Source organism: Stenotrophomonas sp. STEN147 (genome assembly GCF_056757995.1).
This window is the reverse complement of record NZ_JBRRCG010000001.1, coordinates 538,387-558,566: the sequence shown is the minus strand read 5'-3', so window position 1 is coordinate 558,566 and position 20,180 is coordinate 538,387. Positions and strand designations below refer to the sequence as shown.

At 66.4% G+C, this 20,180-nt stretch carries 11 protein-coding genes; 2 read left to right on the top strand and 9 right to left on the bottom strand.

Going from position 1 to position 20,180, the window contains the following annotated elements:
- Positions 1-32: 32 nt before the first annotated feature.
- The 6 genes from ACVOKU_RS02500 to ACVOKU_RS02475 form a co-directional block, all read right to left on the bottom strand.
- On the bottom strand, positions 33-2,714 hold the full coding sequence (locus ACVOKU_RS02500) for a beta-mannosidase (protein WP_481558977.1): 2,682 nt from the start codon (positions 2,712-2,714) through the stop codon (positions 33-35).
- 2 nt (positions 2,715-2,716) lie between these two features.
- The gene (locus ACVOKU_RS02495) at positions 2,717-3,943 is read right to left on the bottom strand and encodes an AGE family epimerase/isomerase (RefSeq protein ID WP_346475715.1); all 1,227 of its coding nucleotides are present in this window, start codon (positions 3,941-3,943) and stop codon (positions 2,717-2,719) included.
- Positions 3,940-4,935, bottom strand: coding sequence for a carbohydrate kinase family protein (locus tag ACVOKU_RS02490; RefSeq protein WP_414487896.1), 996 nt, complete (start codon positions 4,933-4,935; stop codon positions 3,940-3,942). The genes ACVOKU_RS02495 and ACVOKU_RS02490 overlap by 4 nt, the downstream gene beginning before the upstream one ends.
- A gap of 7 nt (positions 4,936-4,942) precedes the next feature.
- Complete coding sequence (gene fucP, locus ACVOKU_RS02485) at positions 4,943-6,256, bottom strand: L-fucose:H+ symporter permease (RefSeq protein ID WP_481558976.1); 1,314 nt, start codon at positions 6,254-6,256, stop codon at positions 4,943-4,945.
- 59 nt (positions 6,257-6,315) lie between these two features.
- Entirely contained in the window at positions 6,316-7,368 is a 1,053-nt protein-coding gene (locus ACVOKU_RS02480; RefSeq protein ID WP_053516709.1) for a LacI family DNA-binding transcriptional regulator, read from the bottom strand.
- Between the two features lie 96 nt (positions 7,369-7,464).
- Entirely contained in the window at positions 7,465-9,930 is a 2,466-nt protein-coding gene (locus ACVOKU_RS02475; protein WP_481558975.1) for a GH92 family glycosyl hydrolase, read from the bottom strand.
- Between the two features lie 530 nt (positions 9,931-10,460).
- Between ACVOKU_RS02475 and ACVOKU_RS02470 the strand changes: the two genes are divergently transcribed.
- Both ACVOKU_RS02470 and ACVOKU_RS02465 read left to right on the top strand, forming a co-directional pair.
- The gene (locus tag ACVOKU_RS02470; RefSeq protein ID WP_481558974.1) at positions 10,461-13,535 is read left to right on the top strand and encodes a TonB-dependent receptor; all 3,075 of its coding nucleotides are present in this window, start codon (positions 10,461-10,463) and stop codon (positions 13,533-13,535) included.
- A 157-nt stretch (positions 13,536-13,692) separates the two neighbouring features.
- Entirely contained in the window at positions 13,693-13,887 is a 195-nt protein-coding gene (locus ACVOKU_RS02465) for a heavy-metal-associated domain-containing protein (RefSeq protein ID WP_053516712.1), read from the top strand.
- Between the two features lie 87 nt (positions 13,888-13,974).
- On the opposite strand, the gene cueR is transcribed toward ACVOKU_RS02465, so the two are convergent.
- From cueR to ACVOKU_RS02450, 3 genes are all read right to left on the bottom strand, one after another.
- Positions 13,975-14,412, bottom strand: a complete 438-nt coding sequence (cueR, locus tag ACVOKU_RS02460; RefSeq protein ID WP_481558973.1) for a Cu(I)-responsive transcriptional regulator — start codon at positions 14,410-14,412, stop codon at positions 13,975-13,977.
- Positions 14,413-14,425: 13 nt separating this feature from the next.
- Positions 14,426-16,918, bottom strand: a complete 2,493-nt coding sequence (locus ACVOKU_RS02455; protein ID WP_481558972.1) for a heavy metal translocating P-type ATPase — start codon at positions 16,916-16,918, stop codon at positions 14,426-14,428.
- Between the two features lie 156 nt (positions 16,919-17,074).
- Positions 17,075-20,032 (bottom strand): TonB-dependent receptor plug domain-containing protein, encoded by a 2,958-nt coding sequence (locus ACVOKU_RS02450; protein ID WP_481558971.1) that lies wholly within the window; start codon positions 20,030-20,032, stop codon positions 17,075-17,077.
- Positions 20,033-20,180 lie beyond the last annotated feature (148 nt).

The window sequence follows — 20,180 nt, the reverse complement described above, 5'->3', positions numbered from 1 at the left end:
CGGCCCACGCCAGGTACCGCCGACGGCGCCCCTCAACGATCGTTGAGGCTGCGCACCTCCAGCGCCTCGCGCAGCGTGGCCAGATCCACCGGGCCGCGCACGCTGATGTCGCGGCTCTCGCCCGGCAGCAGATCGAGCAGGTTGTCCTCCAGTTGCACCTCCAGGGCACCGAAGTCCACCCATACCGCGCGCACGAATGCCCTGCTCTGCAGCCGCAGCCGGTAGTGGTCCCCCTCGATGTCCAGCGTGCCCCTGAGCGCCTGGCGGGGCAGCACCTGATCCTTCGCCTCGACGAATCCCACGACCTGACGCGCAGTCGTCTTCCCTCCCTGCAGCACCTCGAAGACAGCAATCGTGCGCTTCGGATCGGCACCCGCCAGCAGCTCGGCATCACTGAAATCGCCGACCGCCGTCACGCCCGCGGCCGCCAGGGTCACCGCCTGCTCCCGACGACGCAGCACTTTGCCGTCGACATCCATCACCCGCAGCCGCCAGCGCGCCTCGCCGGCCTCGCCATCGTTGAGCAGACGCACGCGTGTCGTGCCCTCGTCACGCAGCGCCGCCACGGCAACGGGAGCGAAGAAGCGCCGCGCCTGGTAGTGCAACGCCTTCCAGCGTCCGAAGTAGTCCACACTCGACCAGGACGCACCCGGCCATACGTCATTGAGCTGCCAGTAGAGCGAGCCCATTGTGTAGGGGCGTGAGGCGCGATGGTGCAGCGCTGCCAGAGCGATGCCATCGGCCTGCATCACCTGGCTGAGATACACGAAGTCCCCGAAATCCTTCGGGGTACCGTAACCCCGCTCGATATAGTGCAGCAGACGGCTGTTGCCCTCGCCCGCCATGAACTTCTGGTGCGCGCGGATCACCGGGCTGTCGATCCGCTGCTCGGCGCGGGTTGCGATCTGGTCCACCGTAGCCACGGCCGGCCACGCCTGCAGGCCGTACTCGGACATGAAGCGCGGCGTCTCGCGCAGATAGGCCTGCACCGGCAACGCCGGATTGCCCCACACCTGCCAGTAGTGCTTGTCGCCACGGGTGGAATCATTGGCCTTCTCGTCGAGGTCGTTGCTGGGCGAACTGGACCAGTACGGCACCCCCAGCCCTTCTTCACGGACCACCGCACGCAGGTCATTGCCGAACAGGTCCACATAGCCCTGCCAGACCTTTGCGGCGAAGACCGGATCTGCGGCCTTCAGGTCGCGGCCATGGCCCCAGTCCTTCCACGCGGTTTCCTCTTCGTTGTTGCCACACCACAACACGATGCTGGGGTGATGGCGCAGGCGGCGCACGTTGTCGCGCGCTTCGGCAACCACGCTGGCGCGGAATGCCGGGTCGTAGCCGGGCTGCATGCCGCCGCCGAACATGAAGTCCTGCCAGACCAGCAGGCCCAGTTCATCGGCAATATCGAAGAACACATCGTTTTCGTAGTAGCCGCCGCCCCAGTTGCGCAGCATGTTCATGTTGGCGTCGCGCGCGGCGGTCAGCACCTGGCGCACGCGCGCGGGATCCACATGGGCCGGGAACGCGTCGAAGGGAATCACGTTCGCACCCTTGGCGAAGACCGGCACGCCGTTGATGACGAATGCGAAGCCCTGGCCGCCATCAGCGTCCTTGTCGCGGCGCAGTTCGACCGTGCGCAGGCCGATGCGCTGCTCGCGCGCGAGCGACCCGCTGTCGCCGCTGTCCAGGCGGACCGCCACCACGTAGCGATCCTGTGCCCCGTAGCCGACCGGCCACCAGCGGCGCGGCTGGGCAAGCGCCACCGGCAGCTCCACCGTATTCGCTCCCGGGGCCACTGCAACGTGCCGCTGCACCCGCGCGACACTGCGCATCTCCGGATCGAACACCTCCACATCGACGGCCGCGGTACCCGCGGCAGCGTCCTGTTCCACCTGCAGCACGACCGCAAGCTTCGCCTGCTGCGCGTCCAGCATCTCGGTGCGTACGGCCACATCGCCGAGGCGGCGTTCCCCCCAGGACTCCAGGTCGATACCACGCCAGACTCCGGCGGTGACATAGCGCGGACCCCAGTCCCAGCCGAAATGGTAGGCCGGCTTGCGCGCGAAATTACCGACCATCGCATCCTTCGGCTCGTCACCGTAGGGCGAAGGATAATTGCCAGCAATCCTGTGCGGCATCGCCTGGACAGCGGGCAGCAGCGTGCGGATCGGCGAACGGAACACGATCTGCAGCGTGTTGCCCGTCGCCTTCAGGCGGCCGTCCACGCGCACGCGCCAGCTGCGGTGAGCGTTGTCGGCGCGCAGCAGCGGCCTGCCGTTGAGGGTGACTTCCGCGTACGTATCCAGACCGTCAAAGCGCAGTTCCGCGTTCGGCCTGGCCAGGGTCGCGGCGTCCACATCGAAGCGTGCACGGTATTCCCATGCCGCCAGGCCGATCCACTGCAGCTCGGCCTCGGCGGCGCCGACGTAAGGATCACGGATCAGTTCATGCGCCAGCAGGTCGGTGTGGATGCTGCCCGGCACCTGCGCGCTGCGCCATTGCTGCAGGCCGGGATGCGCCGCGCCCTGCACGTCGCCCGGCAGCATGCGGAACTCCCAGCTTGCCTGTAACGGAGCGGCCGCTGCCGGGAATACGAGAGTGGCAATCCACAACAGGGCCAGAGAGGCGAATGGGCAAACGGCACGGAAAGGGCGATGCACGGGCGGGACTCCTGTTGTGTCCGCCGGGCATGGCCCGGCGCTACCGGTCATGCTCAACGCACGACGTTCAGCACTTCGTAGCAGGCACCCATGGTGTGGTAATCCACCTTGCCTGCGGGGCTCTTTTCATCGCTGTACTTGCGGTTGTCTGCATCGAGAATGCGGAACCAGGCGCCGTAGCGGTGATCGACAAAGTGCTCCCAGGAGTAGGCCCAGATGCGGTCGTACCACTGCCAGTAGCGGTCATCACCGGTGCGCGCAGCCATCAGCGCAGCGGTTGCCAGGGTTTCGGCCTGTACCCAGAAGTACTTGTCGTCGTCGCAGACGAAGCTGTCGCCGCCGATCGGCGCGCCGTCCATGCCCGGCTGCCGTCGTGACTCCGGCGCGAAACCGTAGTACAGGCCACCACGGGCCTCGTCCCAGCTGCGCTCCACGGCCACGTCGAACAGATGACGCGCCGTGGGTACCAGCCAGTCGGCCTGCACGTGCCGATCCAGGATCAGCAGCAGTTTGGCCCACTCCGTCTGGTGGCCCGGCTGGAAACCCCAGGGACGGAACAGATGCTTGGGGTCGTCCAGGTTGTAGTTCCAGTCGATCTCCCAGTTGGAATCGTAGTGCTCCCATACCAGGCCACCGGCCTTGGCTGCCTGGCGACGGGTCATGGTGTCGGCCAGCTGCAGGGCACGTTCCACATAGCGCTGTTCGCCACTGGCCTCGAACGCAGCCAGCATGGCCTCGCACATGTGCATGTTGGCGTTCTGTCCACGGTAACCGGTGAAGTTCCACTGGCCGTCCGCCTCGTCCCGGTACAGACCGTGCTGCGGCTCCCAGAAGCGCGCCTCCAGCAGCTGCCAGGTCTCATCCATCCACGCGCGGGCCTGCTCGATGCCGGCCTTCAACGCGCAGCTGTAGGCCAGCAGGACGAACGCCACGCCATAGCAGTGATTCATGTCGTCCTCGACCTGGCCATCGCGCAGGGTCCAGGCATAGCCACCGGTGGCCGGATTGCGGTGCACCTCACGCAGATAGCGCACGCCATGCTCGACGGCCTCGCGGTACTCGGCCTTGCCGAACTCGCGATAGGCCATCGCGTAGTTGAAGACGAAACGGGTGCTGCTTACCAGATGGCGATGGCTGGCATCGTAGACGCTGCCGTCGTCACGGAAATAATGGAAGAAACCACCGGCCGGATCGATGCAGCGCGGATGATAGAACGCCAGGGTGTCGGCGATATGCGCGCGCAGGAACGCGGGCGAACGGAAGTCGGGCGAGGTGCTCATGCGGTAATGTCCTGTGCCTGCAGCAGCTGCTGCACTTCGTCGAGCGAGGGCATCGCGGCGAACGCGCCCTTGCGGGTAACGGCCAGCGCGCCGACCGCGGCACCGAAGCGCAGCGTGGCGTCGATGGCCTGCGGGTCCTGGCAGAACGCACTGAATCCCGCGCCTGCGCCACCCCGCTCCAGCAGTCCCACCAGCACGCCTCCCACGAAGGCATCACCGGCTGCGGTGGTATCGACAGCGGCGACCTGGAAGCTGGTCACCGTGCCCTGCGCCTGGCGGGTGTACCAGCGCAGCGTGGCCGCACCATCGGTCACGATCACCCAGCGAGCCTGCGCCGCCAGCAGCCGCTGCAGCACCGCGTCCTCGCCGCCGTCGCCCAGGGGCGCCGCCAGGTAGTCCAGTTCTTCGCGCGACAGTTTGACCAGGTCCGCGCGTTCGAGCGCCTGCCACAGGCGCGGCGACGGATCGACATCGGCCGGCCACAGCGCCGGCCGCAGGTTGAGGTCGAGACTGACCACAGCCCCGGCAGCGCGCGCGCGCTCCATGCCCGCGAAGGTTGCGTCCGCGATGGCCGCCTCGGTCAGGCTGTTGGAGCAGACGTGGAAGCACTGCGCACTGTCGAAGCAGGCGGCCTGGAAATCACTGTCGCGGAACAGCAGATCGGCCGCCGGCGGGCGGTAGAAGCTGAAGCTGCGCTCCCCCTCTGCATCGAGAGCGACGAACGCCAGCGCGGTCTTGGCGGCATCGGTGCGGACGATGTAGTCGGTACCGACACCGTGCTCGGCCAGGCTTTCGGCCAGGAAGTCGCCGAACATGTCGCGGCCCAGCATGCCGACGAACTGGGTCTTCGCGCCCAGCCGCGCGGCAGCCACCGCGACGTTGGCCGGTGCTCCGCCGGCGTACTGCAGGAACGCGCGCGGCGTGTCCGCAGTGGCCGGCGGCTGCGCCAGTAGATCGATCAAAATTTCGCCGAAGCAGACAATCGCACCCATTCCGGACTCAGCCTCCCTGCGTTGCGGAGGCCGGCGTACGTGCGCCGACCAGTCCGTAGAAAATGATGTAGACGTAGCACAGCAGCGGCAGGATGAAGCTGGCCTGCACCCCGATGTGGTCGGCCAGCACGCCCTGCAGGTACGGCACCACGGCGCCGCCGACGATGGCCATGATCAGCAGGCTCGAGCCCTTGTTGGTCAGCGGCCCCAGGCGCTCGATGCTGAGCGCGAAGATGGTGGGGAACATGATCGAGTTGAACAGGCCGATCGCCACCACCGAGTACAGCGCGACACTGCCGGCGCTGGCCATGGTCAGCGCCAGCAGTCCGACGTTGACCAGTGCGAAGATCGCCAGCAGGCGGCTCGGCGAGAAGCGGGCCAGCAGCGCCGAGCCGGCAAAGCGGCCGACCATCGCCATCGTCCAGTAGGCGGAAACGTAGTGTGTGGCCTCCTGCTCGCTGAATCCGCCGATGTCGGGCATCGACAGGTAGTTCACCAGGAAGCTGCCGATCGACACTTCCGCACCGACATAGAAGAAGATGCCAAGCACGCCCAGCAGCAGATGACGCTGGCGCAACGCATCCAGATAGCTGTGGTGATGCCCCTGGTCGGCCTGTTCGGTCGCATCGCTCAGCGCCGGCAGGCGGAACAGGAACACGAACAACGCCAGCAGCACCAGCGCCACCGCGAGGCCCACATACGGGCCCTGCACGGCCTGCGCCTCGGCAGCACGATAGGCCAGCTGTTCGGCGGTCGGCATCGCCGCCATTTCATCGGCGCTCTTGACCGTATTGGAAAGAATCAGCATGCCGCCGAAGATCGGCGCAATCGCCGTACCCAGCGAATTCAACGCCTGCGCCAGGGTCAGCCGGCTGGAGCTGGTCTGCTCCGGGCCCAGCAGCGCCACATAGGGATTGGCGGCCACCTGCAGCACGGTGATGCCGGTGGCGAGCACGAACAATGCACCCAGGAAAGCGCCGTAGATCCGCAGTTCGGCCGCCGGCCAGAAGCCCAGCGCACCCACACCTGCAATCAGCAGGCCGGCCACGATGCCCTTCTTGTAGCCGAGAGCCGCGACCAGGCGGCCAGCGGGCAGCGACATCAGGAAGTACGTACCGAAGAAGGTGAACTGCACCAGCATCGCCCGCGCGTAGTTCAGCTCGAACACCGCCTTCAGGTGTGGAATCAGGATGTCGTTGAGGCAGGTCAGGAAGCCCCACATGAAGAAGATGGTGGTCACCACGGCCAGGGCCTTGCCGTTGGTGACGGCCGGTGCGTTGCCCGGGGAACCCGACGGACGGGGCGTTGCTGAGATCGGCATGCGGAACGCGCCTCGTTGCGCGGAATCGTTGTTGCGTGGAAGGAGTAACGGCAGTGAAATCAGGTCGGCCGGGCGGCACTGCTTTCGCGGATCCGCAGCTGCACCGGAGCCACCGTGCGCCGTGGCGGCGCATCCGGTTCGTCCAGGCGCTGCAGCAGCAGTGCCGCCGCCTGCCGGCCACGCTCGCGCGGGTCGGCGGTCAGCGTCGTCAACGGTGGCACCGCCACCGAAGCCTCGGAAATATCGTCGAAGCCGGTGACAGCGAAATCGCCGCCCGGCCGGATGCCGCGCGAGTTCAGGCCCAGCATCAGCCCCAGCGCGACGGTGTCGTTGTAGCAGACCGCTGCGCTCGGCCGATGGCCATCGGCGAACAGTTCGTCGGTGCGTGCGGCCGCCTCCAGCCGGTTCGGCGCCGATTCGATCATCCAGCCGGGTGGCAGCGACAGTCCAGCCTCAGCCAGCGCCTGCTGGAAGCCGGCACGGCGCTGGTGGCAGGAACTGGACGCCGCGTGGCCGCCGAAGAAGGCGATATGGCGATGGCCGCGCTCGATCAGGTGGCGGGTGGCCAGATAGGCCCCATGCTGGTTGTCCAGCGTCAGGAAGTCCCAATCGGCCCCGTCCAGCTCACGGTTGAACAGCAGGACGTTGGCATTGGCTCCCAGTGCCTGGCGCAGCTGCGTGGCATCGCTGCCTTCGGCCGGCGACAGGATCAGCCCCGCCGGGGTGTGCTCCATCAGCGTGGACAGCACCGCCTGCTGGCGTTCCGGCGATTCGCCGGTGCTGCCCAGCAGGGTCACGTAGCCACGCCCACCCAGCGCCTCGTCGACGCCGGAGGCGAATTCGGCGAAGAATGGATTGGACAGGTCGTTGATCACCAGTGCGATGCTGGAGGACGTGCGCCGCCGCAGGTTGGCTGCTGCGCGGTTGTAGACATAGCGCTGGCGCCGCAGCTCGGCCTCGACCTTGGCCCGGGTATCGACGTTGACCAGCGGGCTGCCGCGCAGCACCAGCGACACGGTCGCCCGCGATACGCCGATGGCGCGCGCGATGTCGGTCACCGTCACTGCCTTGCCGGCGCGTTTGCTGGAAGTGCTGCTGCCGTTGTCGTTCATCGTATTCCCGGGCTCCGCTGAGGGCTCAAGCCTAATGGATCGCGGCCGTCTCGTGCCGTGCCGTTCGCTGGGTCGCCGCGAACGGCACAGCCCCGATCAACGCAGCTGGCTGCCAGGTGCCGCGCACCAGGACACCGGCAGATCCTTCACCGCCGTGCCCCACCCCTGGGTCGGCGCCTGCGCGTCGAGGGCGAAGTGCAGGCGCGGGCCCTGCTGCAGGCGCTCCCAGTCCAGCCAGACCGGGGCATGCGCCTGGCCATCGACCTGCACGCCCTGCACGTACTGCAGGCGGCGGCCGTCTGCCCCCGGGGCATCGATGCGCAGGGTGCGGCCATTGCCCATGTCGACCTCGACCCGGGCAAAGCGCGGTGTATGCAGCAGGAACTGGCCACTGCCCGGTACTGCCGGGTACATGCCGATCGCACTGAACAGGTACCACGCCGACATCGTTCCAAGATCGTCGTTGCCGGTCACGCCATTGGGCGCATTGGTGAACAGCTGCTGCGCAGCCCGCACCACCGCGGCGGTCTTCCACGGCTGGCCGATCAGGGTGTAGAGCCACGGCGCGTGCAGATCGGGTTCGTTGTTCGGGTTGTAGCGGAACTGGTTGTAGTAGCTGTAGGGCCCGACCACCCATTCGCGCCGCGCGGCATTGAGCGGATCGGCCTGCAGTGCATCCATCGCGAAGAAGGCATCGAGCCGGCGCCCGGCCTGTTCACGACCGTCCATCGCCTCGACCAGTCCCGGCATGTCCTGCTGCGCCAGCCACTGGTACTGCCACGCGGTGCCTTCATGGAAGCCGTGGTGGGAACGTGGGCTGTAGTGCCCGTCGGCCGGGGTGTACCACTGCCCGTCCTCGGTGCGAGGCCGCGGGAAGCCGCTGAAGCCGGTCTCGGCATCGCGGACCTGCGGGTCCCACACCTTGCGCCAGTTGCGGCCGCGCTCGCGCAGCGTCGCCGCATCCCGGGCGTGACCCAGACCATCGGCCATCTGCGAAAGCGCGCAGTCGGCCAGTGCATATTCCAGAGTGGCCGAGCCGCCGTGATGCGGATCGACGTCCATGCCCTTGGACGGGAACGCACGGTCGTAGACCACGTAGCCCTTGTCCAGATAGGTCGGATTGCCCGACCGGCCCGCATGACGGGAATTCAACGGCGGGGTGCCGAATGCATTGCGGCGCAGCGCATCCCACGCCTGCGATTCACGGCCCTTGAACGCACCGAAACGCCACAGGTCAACCATGAACGGGGTCACCGGATCGCCGGTCATGATGTTCGTCTCAAAGTTGGCGTAACCCCAGCGTGGCAGCCAGCCCCCCTGCTCGTCGATCGCCAGCAGCGTACGGCCGATGTCACGCGCCACATCGGGGCGGGTCAGCGCCAGCCATTGGTTCTGCGCGCGGTAGGTATCCCACAGCGAGAAGTACTCGTAGTAGGTCCAGCCATCCGCGCGATGGATGCCATCGTCGTAGCCGCGGTAACGGCCGTCGGCATCGCTGCCGGTCAGCGGCTGCAGCAGCGCGTGGTAGGCGGCGCTGTAGAACACCGTGCGGTCATCAGCACTGCCGCCCTGCACGCGCACCCGGCCCAGCTCCTCGCGCCACGCCTGCTGCGACAGCGCGCGCATGCGGTCGAACCCCATCAGCGCTCCGCCCTGCATGCCTTCGGTGCGCAGGTTGGTGCGCGCGCCTTCAGCATCGACATGCGAAATCGCGCTCACCGCCGTGACCGACTGCCCCTTGGCCAGGTCGAAGCTCAACCAGGCACCGTTCGGCTTCTGCTCGCCTTCCATGCTGTGGCGCGCCCCCGGCAGGCCACCGGCCTCGCCCCAGGTACCGTGCGCCTTGAACGGGCGATCGAACTCGATGCGGAACCACGTCGTGTACTGGTGGCCACCGCAGAAACTCCTGGTGACCAGCTTGCCCTCGACCACGCGGTCGCCGACCACGTCGATCACGCTGCCGATCACCGAATGGCGTTCATTCGCCTGGCCGACATTCACCAGCACGTGGCCATCGCCGCTTCGCTGGCTGAAGGTGTAGCGCTCGGCGGCGGCACGGGTGCGCGCGGTCGCCTCGGCATCGATGCCACCGTAGCTGGTCAGGCGCACCTTGTAGTAGCCGGCCTGGCCGATTTCGCCGTCATGCGTGTACGACGCGGCATAGGTCTTGTGGTTGAAGCTCTTGGCGTCGGCGGTGTCGAAATCGCCACCGGGACCGATGCTGCCGGTCACGGGCAGGACCGAGACCTGGCCGCCCTGCTCCCAGCACCCGGCACCGGACAGGAAGGAGTGGCCGAAGCCACGGATCTTCTCGTCGTCGTAGCGCCACCCCGAATAGTGGCTGCCGATGGGGCTGACCTGGATCAGGCCGAAGGGTGCCGAGGCGCCCGGGAACGTGTTGCCATCGTCCTTGCTGCCGATGAAGGTGTTCACCTCGCGCTCGAGTGCGGCCGGGGCGGCCTGCAGCAGCACCGGCGACATCGCCAGAGCGAGCAGCCAGGCCAATCGCGTCAACGGGCGCGGCGTCGAGGGGACAGCGGGAGCGGACGGCACTGGGCGCATGTCGGGTTCCTGTGGTCGATGGTGCGGTGGCAGACGGCTGGAGCCTGCGACGCCTTCCGCTGAGCCCTGCCTGCCGGCAGGCTGCTCCCCGTGGAATGGCGCAAGACCCGCGCAACCGTGTATTTAGATCGATTCAAGTAGAGCATGGCGATTCGCGCCAATGCATTCTGCGCCGCAGCATACGTCCCGCCGGGCGGACTGCAGGCGGGCCTGCCGTGGAGTCGCGCGAGAAAACGTTTCCAGCCGATTCAGAAAAACGTCATGCCCCCGCCACGGCAATACCATATTGCGCAGCAGCATGCGCCGACGGGCAACCCATGCTAAAAAACGCCCGCCCATCGCTTAGATCGATCCAAGACGACGTTGCGGTGGCCGGGAGTTTGGGGAAGCAGCGACAGGACGGGCCGGCACAGACACAGGATGCAGTTGCAACTGCGTAGCGACCGCACCGGCATCACCACAGATTAGATCGATTCAAGTCATCCGCACCACGTCACACGTCAGCGGATCAATCCAGGAGAGAGGGAGAGATGGGAATGAGTCATTCAAAACGCATGCATGGCCAGGACGCACTGTCGCTGGCCATCGCGCTGGCATTGGCCGCCGCCGTCCTGCCGGCAGGCGCCGCGGCGCAGCAAACCACCACCGGCACGCCCGATGCCACCACCCTGGACAGCGTCCAGGTCACCGGCTACCGCTACGCCATCGAAAAGAGCCTTGAGCAGAAGCGCGACGCCAACGCCGTGGTCGAAGTGATCACGGCCGAAGACGTCGGCAAGTTCCCCGACAAGAACGTGGCCGACGCGCTGCAGCGCGTACCGGGCGTGGTCATCACCCGCGACGGCGGCGAAGGCAAGACGGTCAGCGTGCGCGGCCTCGCTGCAGACCTGACGCTGACCCAGTTGAACGGCAACTACGTCGCCACCTCCGAGACCAACGACGAGGCGACCCGCTCTTTCAACTACACCCTTCTGCCGTCCAACATGCTGTCCAGCGCCGAGCTGTTCAAATCGCCGGAAGCGCGCATCGACGAAGGCGGCATCGGCGGCACGGTCATCCTGCACACCCGGCGCCCTCTGGACATGGAGTCCAACTCGGGCTTCGTCACCCTCGAAGGCACCTCGTCGGATACCAGTCACGACATCGATCCGCAGGCCTCCGCACTGTACTCGTGGCACAGCAGGGACGAGCGTTTCGGCGTGCTGGTCGGCGTGACCCAGCAGAAACGCACCAGCCGCACCATGGAAGTCACCACCGAGAACTATCAGTGGTACGGCACCGATACCGATGCGCGCGATGTGCATGGCAACCCCATGCTGCAGGACGGCATCGAGTACTGGTGGGGCAACTCCGGCTTCAACAACCAGAACGGTCGCAACTACACCGACTTCTTCATGCCGACCTCGGTCAATTTCGCGGTGAAGGAGGAAACGCGCGAGCGCAAGGGCGGGCAGCTGACCTTCCAGTTCAAGCCGGTCGACAACGTGACCATGACGGCCAACTACTTCCGCTTCGAGCTGGAGGGCAACTACGCCCAGCACATGCTGAAGGTGCCGGAGTGGAGCATGGCCCGCTTCAACGGTGACGGCAACTGGGCCGGCGGCCGCATGCTCAACGGGCTGGACTTCGATCCCAGCGGCACCGTCGTCACCGGCGCGCAGTTCGAGAAGCTGGCCGGCAAGACCTATTACTGCAATGAAGCCGAGGCCGAAGCGGCCGGGCTCGAGCCGGGGGGCTGGGGCCCCGATGACTGCACCATTCCGACCCCGCAGCTCACCGGCGGCTACAGCCGCGAAAAGGCGCTCTCGCAGACCGCCGACCTCAGCATCGACTGGGATATCAGCCCGCTGTGGAAGGCGTCGTTCACCGGCGGCCGCACCTGGTCCGAAGGCGGCCCCTCGATGAACTTCCGCATGTCAGCCAAACCGCGTCGGCAGACCAATGGCGTGTGGGAATCGTCCAGCAGCACCTCCTGGGACCTGACCGGCACGCCGTCGGGCACCTTCGCACCCGACCTGCAGCAGCAGCTCATGGCCGGCATCGCCGAGATCGACACCGGTTCGACGGACTCGTCCTGGAAGCAGACCGAGATCAAGCAGAACTATTTCCAGGCCGATGTCACCAAGCTGTTCGAATCCGGCTGGCTGGACTCGATCCAGTTCGGTGCCAAGTATCGTGACGGCACGGTGCACCGCAACACCGGCAATACCTACTGGGTGTGCCAGGGCCGCGACCCGTCGGACTACGACAACAACCGCTACCAGAGCGGCTGCGACCCGACGGCCAACATCGCCCAGCCCGGCTTCTTCCTGTCCAACCCGATCAGCAACATCCCCGGCGGCTTCAATACCAACGTGTTCCCGGGCATCAACTATCCGGCCTACATCGATTACCTGAACAAGACCTACGGCGGTTCGCACAACCGTGTCGAGGACGACTTCATCTACAACGTCAACGAGAAGATCTACTCGGGCTACTTCCAGGCCAACTTCCGCACCGAGCGGGTGCGCGGCAACGTGGGCGTGCGCGTGGTGCGCACCAAGCAGCTGGCGCAGTCCACCGATTCGATCGAGCGTTTCGACGACTACTTCCTCGACAACGCCGCAGGCGCACCGATGGCGTGCTCCGACCCGGCCGCAGCGGCCTACCCGAACTACAGCTGCGAGAGCGGTTTCGTGCGCCTGCCCTACAACCTGGCACAGAGCAAGAGTTTCGAGCTGCTGGGCGTGGACCGCACCTACACCGACGTCCTGCCGAGCTTCAACATCGCCTGGGACATCACCGATACCCTGCTGCTGCGCGGCGCCGCCTCGAAGGTCATCGCACGCCCCGGCTACACCGAGATCGGCGCTCCGGGCAGCCTGCGCTACTACAGCGAGGAGTACGTCAATGACCGTCGCGTGGCCGGCGGTGCACCGACCCCGGGCTGGACCGGCGACGGCAGCAACAAGCAGCTTGAACCCTTCGAGGCCACCCAGTTCGACCTCGGCCTGGAGTGGTACTTCCAGCCGGGCGCGGTGGCCGGCGTGGGCCTGTTCCGCAAGAACGTGGACAACTTCACCGTGCCTGTCGTGCGCGACATGCAGATGCAGGTCGGTGGCGAAACCGTGACCGTGCAGGACTACGAGACCCGCGCCAATGGCCAGGACGGCGTGTCGCAGGGCGTGGAGCTGTACGGCCAGTACACCTTCGATTTCGGCGTCGGCGTGCAGGCGAACTACACCTACAACGACACCAACCTGGCCTCGATCGTGCTGGATGGGCAGAACATCGGCTCGTCGCCGCTGGTCGGCAGCGCCAAGAACCAGGCCAACGTGACGGTGTTCTACGAGAACGACACGTTCCTTGCCCGCGCCTCGTACAACCGTCGCGGCCAGGTGGTCGGCGGGCTGAACAACGGCATGACGGTCTACACCGAGCCGTACGACCAGCTTGATCTCAACGTGGCCTACAACCTCACCCCGGAGTGGACCCTGACCGCGTCGGTGATCAACGCCACCAAGTCCGAGCAGCGCGTGCATCTGGGCAATGACACCAAGGCCCGCCTGATCTCCAATACCTACGCGGGCCGCCAGCTGTACTTCGGCGCGACCTGGAAGTTCTAAGGCAGTCGCCCCGCCCGGCGCGGGGACATTCCTCCACGGCAGCCACGCTGGTACAGGTGGCTGCCGTTTTTCATGGGCGCCACGCAGGCATCACTTGACCCTGCCATCGTTGGAAGGTGCACACTGGCTGCATTCCCCGGAACCGAAGGAGCTACAGATGGACTTCCATGTTGACGGCATGACCTGCGGCGGATGCGCGCGCAGTGTGACCCGCGCGATCCAGAGCGTTGATCCGCAGGCCCGCGTGGTCGCCGATCCGCCGACAGGCCGCGTGCAGGTGCAGACCACGGCCAGCGAAGCGGAGATCTTCGCCGCTGTGAAGGACGCAGGCTTCCCGCCGCGCACCGCCTGATCGCCCGGCTCGGGGCGATGCTCACGTCCTTCTGAAGGAGCCACAGCACTCCCGTCGCGCAGGTGCGAAAGCCCTGCGCCCCGCAGCTCAGCTGCGGCGCACCTGCCGCCGCGCCGCGACTGGCTCCGCGCCTTCCTCGCCCTCCTCCAGCCGCTGCAGGATCGGGCACTCCGGCCGCTCGTCGCCCGCACAGCAGCTGATCAGCGACTTCAGCGTATCGGCCATCTGCCGCATGTGGTCGATGCGCTGCTCGAGATCATCGATGTGCTGCTCGGCCAGGCGCTTGACGTCGGCGCTGTGGCGCGAGGTATCGTTCCACAGGCCCAGCAGATCCGTGATCTCGGCGACCGAGAATCCCAGGTCCCGCGCGCGGCGTATGAACCGCAGTCGATGCACGTCGGCGTGCGAATAGGCCCGGTAGCCGGACGCCGTACGGTCGGCAGCAGGAATCAGCCCGATCTGCTCGTAGTAGCGGATCATCTTCGCCGAAACGCTCGATGCCTTCGCGGCCTCACCGATGTTCAAGACAGTCTCCTTTTCAGTGGCTGGCGGCGTCGGCCATCGGCGCCCGGAAGCGACGCAGGCGCAGTGCATTGCCCAGCACGAACACGCTGGACAGCGCCATCGCACCGGCAGCGAATACCGGCGACAGCAGGATGCCGAAGGCCGGATACAGCACGCCGGCGGCCACCGGAATCAGCGCGGTGTTGTAGGCGAAGGCCCAGAACAGATTCTGCCGGATGTTGCCAAGGGTGGCTCTGGACAGCGCGATGGCATTGGGCACGCCCAGCAGACTGCCGGACATCAGCACCACATCGGCCGATTCCACCGCCACATCGGTACCGGTGCCGATGGCCAGGCCCACATCCGCCTCCGCCAGGGCGGGCGCATCGTTGATGCCGTCGCCGACGAAGGCGACGTGCCCCTGCGCAGCCTTGAGGCGGCGCACCGCCTCCACCTTGCCTTCGGGCAGCACTTCGGCCACGACCTCGTCGATGCCCAGCTGGCGTGCGATCGCCTGTGCGGTGCGCGCATTGTCGCCGGTGATCATCGCCACCTTCAGTCCCAGCGCATGCAGTGCGGTGATGGCGGCCGGCGTGCTCGTCCTGATCGGGTCGGACACTGCGATCACCGCTGCCAGCCGGCCATCGAAGGCGGCGTACAGCGGTGACTTTCCTTCGCCTCCCAGACGCTGCACCAGCGCGGCAACGCCATCGATATCAACGCCCTGCGTACGCATGAACCGGTCGGCCCCGACTTCAATGCGGCTTCCCTGCACGATCGCACGCACCCCCATTCCGGTGACCGATTCGAAGTCCTGCAGGACCGGCACGGAGATGCCCTCCTCCTCGGCGGCCATCACGATCGCGCGCGCGATCGGATGCTCCGAGCGCGATTCAACGGCCGCGACCGCGCCCAGCACCGCCGCTCGCGCAAAACCGTTGCTCAGTTCCAGATCGGTCAACCGCGGGCGGCCCTCGGTCAGGGTTCCGGTCTTGTCCACCGCCACCACCCGCGCATCCTTCAGCAGCTGCAGTGCCTCGCCCTTGCGGAACAGCACGCCCATCTCCGCGCCCCGCCCGGTGCCGACCATGATCGAGGTCGGCGTTGCCAGCCCCATCGCACAGGGGCACGCAATGATCAGCACGGCCACGGCATTGACCAGGGCGAAGGTAAGCGCCGGGGACGGCCCAAGCAGCAGCCACGCCACGAAGGTGGCCAACGCGGCCAGCATCACCGCAGGCACGAACCACAGCGTGACCCTGTCGACCACGGCCTGGATCGGCAGTTTCGACCCCTGTGCCTGTTCCACCAGGCGGATGATCTGCGCAAGCACGGTCTGCGCACCTACCGCCGTGGCACGCACGGTCAGTGCTCCCTGCTGGTTGACCGTACCACCGACCACGGCCGCGCCCGATGCCTTTTCAACCGGAACCGGCTCACCGCTGATCATCGACTCATCGACGAAGCTGCGCCCCTCGACCACCTCGCCATCCACCGGGATGCGTTCGCCAGGACGTACTTCCACGAGATCGCCACTGACCACCTCGCCCACCGGGACATCGACCACCCGACCGTCGCGTACTATGTGGGCGACCTTGGCCTGGAGCTTGACCAGCCGCTTGATGGCTTCCGACGTACGGCCCTTGGCACGCGCCTCGAGAAAGCGGCCCAGCAGGATCAGCGCGACGATCACCGCCGCGGCTTCGTAATAGACGTTCACCGTGCCGGGCGGCAGCAGCCGCGGTGCGAAGGTCGCGATCACCGAGTAGCCGAACGCCGCAGCGGTGCCCACCGCGACCAGCGAGTTCATGTCCGGTGCCAAGCGCAGCAGTGCCGGAATGCCCTTCTGGTAGAAGCGCCGGCCGGGGATCACCAGGACCAGCGTGGTCAGCACGAACTGCACATACCAGCTGGCCTGCAACCCGATGGTCGACATCACCCAGTGGTGCATGCCCGGGATCAGATGCGATCCCATCTCCAGTACGAACACCGGCAGGGCCAGCACGCTGGCCAGTATCAGCGCGTGTTTGAGTTCAGCACGCTCGGTGTCCTTCTTCTCGCCGCCGTCATCGGCCTGCGCGCTGCCATCGAGAAGACGGGCGCCGTAGCCCGCCTTGTCGATCGCCGCCAGCAGCGCCTCCACGTCTGCTGCCCCGCGCACGGTGGCGCGCTCGGTGGCCAGGTTCACGCTCGCCGCGCTCACGCCCGGCACGGCCAGCAGCGCGCGTTCGACCCGGCCCACGCAGGACGCGCAGGTCATGCCCTCCACGGCCAGCTCCACGGTCGTGGCCGCAACCTCATAGCCGACCTTGTGCACCGCCTGGATCAAGGCGGCGCGGTCTATCGGCCCCGACGGACGGATATCGGCACGTTCCGTGGCCAGGTTCACCGAGACGCTGCCGACCCCCTCCACCTTGGCCAGCGCGGCCTCGACCCGGCCTACGCAGCTCGCGCAGGTCATGCCTTCGATGGGCAGGCTGATCGGATCAGGCACGGAAGCGGCGGTGGTGGCGTGCGACAGGCTCATGACTGGATTCCCGGGTTCCTTCTGGACAGGAACAGGCTAAACCTTGCCATCGTGGGAAGGTCAAATCCAGCCTGTCCTGTCCTGTCCTGCGGCCCAGCGGTCAGTTCATCCGCGGGGCATGGATCCACCGGTCGAGGGTGGATCCATGGCGCGGGCTCAGAACGTGAACACGTATTCCAGCGCGAACTCGCGGCCGACCGCGCCGAGCAGCCGGGTCGGCGCGAAATCGTAGTCCAGCTTGTAGGGATCCTTGTGGTTCCAGCTGGCCGAATTGAAGACGTTGTTGACGTACACATTGACCTTGGCACGTTCAGTCACCTGATAGCCCACATTGACGTTCCAGGTGATGAACGGTCCGACCCGGCCGTAGTAGCGCGCCGTGCGCTGGCCGGCGTTCGGATTCGGATTCGGCGAACCGTCGGGACGCGTGGCAGGTTCCAGGCAGTCCAGCGAAGGACTGTCGCTGGGCACGTAACCATCGGCGAACGGCAGGCAGCCGCCGGGATTGTCCAGGCGGTCGGTGCCCCAGTGGTAACGCACGCCCGGCACCGAGCCGATGCGGTCGGCGTACACATTCGCGTTCCAGTGACCACGTTGCCAGGCCAGGCTTGCTCGCAGCTTGCTGCGCAGGTCGCGGTCACGGCGCTGCGGATTCGGATCCGCGGCATAGCGCTGCTCCTTGGTCGACAGCTGGTTGGTGTAGTTCACGCCGAACTGGAAGCTTCCCCATGCTGCGCTGTCCCACCGGTAGCGCGCGGTCAGGTCGATACCGCGGACCTCCCGGCTGGCCAGGTTGAATGGCCCCCGCTCGATCGACACCAGGCGGCCATTGCTGTCGCGGTTCACGCGCGCGAGAATGCCGGCACAGTAGTCGGCGCCGGCCGGATTGGCCCACGGCGTGCCGTCGATGTTCAGGCCCGTGCGGCAGCCCGCTTCGCTGGCCAGCACCTCGTCGGCGCCGACATCGACGATCATGTCCTCCAGCTTGATCGCCCAGTAGTCGGCACTGATCGAAAGATTGGACATCGCATCCCACACGAATCCGACCGTCCATGAATCCCCCGTTTCCGAGCGCAGCAGCGGGGTACCGCGACGATTCACGTCGAACGTGTACCAGACATCGGTATTACCCACGCCACAGTTGTTGACCAGATAGGCACCGCTTTCGATGCAACGCAGGCGGTCATAGGTCTGCACCTCGGAACTGCTGGGCTGCCCCAGCAGGTAGTGCATGTCAGGTGCGTGGAAGCTGGTGGCGTAGGAACCGCGTACCAGCAGCGACTCCACCGGCCGCCATTCCAGACCGACATTCCAGGTGGTCTCCTTCTGGCTGCCGATGTCCAGCGCCTCTGCATTGGCGTCGGCCTTGTAACTGCCGTAACGGTCGTAGCGTGCCGCCGCGGTGGCGATCACGCTGTCCAGCAGTGGAATCTTGAACTCCACGCCCGCCGAGTAGCGCGTGCGCTCGCCGCCACCGCGATCAACGTTCTGCAGATCGAAATCGATGCCGGCCCGAGGATCGGGAGCGAGGTGATATCCCTGTTGCGCCACCTCGGCCACCGCCGCGAACGAAACAGGCCCCGCCCAGCCCTGGAACAACTCACCGGTGATGTCCGCCGACGCCTGGTTGACCCAGGAAGACGCACGGTTCTTCGCCACCGTACCCATCTGCCAGTACTGGTCCGGCGTGAGCGGGTTCCACCAGCGCGCTTCGTCCAGTGCGTAGATCGCTTCACCATCCGCCGTCGTACCCAGGCGCGGGCCGAGGAAGAAGTCATAGGACTTCTGCTCGTCCACCACATTCTGCCGCTCTTCCACGCGGTAGTAGGAACGGCCGATGGTGGCACTCCAGTCGAAGCGGCCCGCCAGGCGCCCGCGCAGGCCTGCACTCCAGTCCCAGGACAGCTCGCGGTTGGTGTTGCGCAGGGTGTCCAGGCCGCCCACCTCGTTGGGCGTGAACTGGCGCACGCCCAGGATCGCGCGGTTGCGGTTGGCATCCCAGTAGTAGCCGTTGTCATCATCGATGAGCGTCACGCTGGGCGGATTGGTGCCCCAGATCGCCTCCGACCGGTACACCGCCAGGTTCGTCCAGCCCTGCAGGTCGCTGTCGAAATCGAACGTGGCATACAGATTGCCGGACACATTCTCGGCACCTCCGGTCAGCAGCCAGTTGGCATAGTCGGCCGTCATGCCACACAAGCGTCCGGTATTGGTGACCGTATCGGTGTTGTAGTTGTAGACCAGCCGATCGGCGGTGTAGTACTCGCCGTCGAACTTCTCGCAGGTGCCGGTCGGTGGTGCCAGCCGCTGGCCGGTTCCCGGGTCGATCAGGGCCAGGCCGGCGGTGGGACGGAAACCGACCTTGCGCTGTTCCATGTTCCAGGAGGGGCGCGGCGCATCATCGGCATCATCCATCTGCGGCCGGTCACGGCCGAACAGCGGATCGCGCTTGGTGTACTGCAGCGCATAGGTCACGCTCCAGTTGTCTCCGGTCCTGCCACCGGCCCACGACAGATCCCAGGTATCGCGACCACCTTCAGTGGAGGTGCCGCCGCGCACGCGCACTTCGTCGCCGTCGTAGTGGGTCTTCAGGATGACGTTGACCACGCCTGCAATGGCATCCGAGCCGTAGATCGCTGAGGCGCCGCCGGTCAGGACCTCGATGCGCTCCACCGCAGCGGCGGGAATGTTGCCGTAGTTGGAGAAATTGGTCTCCCCGCCATACGGCAACGGGTAGTCGGCCACGCGCCGGCCATTGACCAGCAGCAGTGAGCGGTTGGGGCCCATCCCGCGCAGATTCAGACCACTGGCGTTGGGCGTGTGCGAACCCCACTGCGACGCCGCCTCCACGGTGCCGGTGGCTTCGGTCAACGTCTTCAGCGCGTCGTACACGCTGACAAAGCCTTCCTTCTGGATCTGCTGCGCGGTGATCACGTTGACGGGAGCCGGGCCTTCGACGCTGGCGCGCTTGATGCGCGAGCCGGTGACGGTGACCGCGTCGAGATCCTTGGTGGACGAACCTGAGGTTTCGTGTGCATTGGCAGCCAGCGGAAGCAGGGCCAGGACCAGGGCCTGGGACAGCAGGTGACGACGGTTGCGGACGAACTGAGCCATGTGGTCGCTCTCGGAGGGTGTGGTCGCACGGATGGGTGGTGGCGCGGCACTACGGAAGATCCAGGTGCCGGAGTCGGTTCAAGCCGGTTCCGGCGCCCCCCTGTGGATCGATCCAAACTAAAGCACGGCTGAACCGGAGAGAGCATTC

Excerpts from the sequence above, each read along its gene's own strand:
- ACVOKU_RS02500 (WP_481558977.1), bottom strand. The coding sequence starts at position 2,714 with ATGACCGGTAGCGCCGGGCCATGCCCGGCGGACACAACAGGAGTCCCG.
- ACVOKU_RS02495 (WP_346475715.1), bottom strand. The coding sequence starts at position 3,943 with ATGAGCACCTCGCCCGACTTCCGTTCGCCCGCGTTCCTGCGCGCGCAT.
- ACVOKU_RS02490 (WP_414487896.1), bottom strand. The coding sequence starts at position 4,935 with ATGGGTGCGATTGTCTGCTTCGGCGAAATTTTGATCGATCTACTGGCG.
- fucP (WP_481558976.1), bottom strand. The coding sequence starts at position 6,256 with ATGCCGATCTCAGCAACGCCCCGTCCGTCGGGTTCCCCGGGCAACGCA.
- ACVOKU_RS02480 (WP_053516709.1), bottom strand. The coding sequence starts at position 7,368 with ATGAACGACAACGGCAGCAGCACTTCCAGCAAACGCGCCGGCAAGGCA.
- ACVOKU_RS02475 (WP_481558975.1), bottom strand. The coding sequence starts at position 9,930 with ATGCGCCCAGTGCCGTCCGCTCCCGCTGTCCCCTCGACGCCGCGCCCG.
- ACVOKU_RS02470 (WP_481558974.1), top strand. The coding sequence starts at position 10,461 with ATGGGAATGAGTCATTCAAAACGCATGCATGGCCAGGACGCACTGTCG.
- ACVOKU_RS02465 (WP_053516712.1), top strand. The coding sequence starts at position 13,693 with ATGGACTTCCATGTTGACGGCATGACCTGCGGCGGATGCGCGCGCAGT.
- ACVOKU_RS02455 (WP_481558972.1), bottom strand. The coding sequence starts at position 16,918 with ATGAGCCTGTCGCACGCCACCACCGCCGCTTCCGTGCCTGATCCGATC.
- ACVOKU_RS02450 (WP_481558971.1), bottom strand. The coding sequence starts at position 20,032 with ATGGCTCAGTTCGTCCGCAACCGTCGTCACCTGCTGTCCCAGGCCCTG.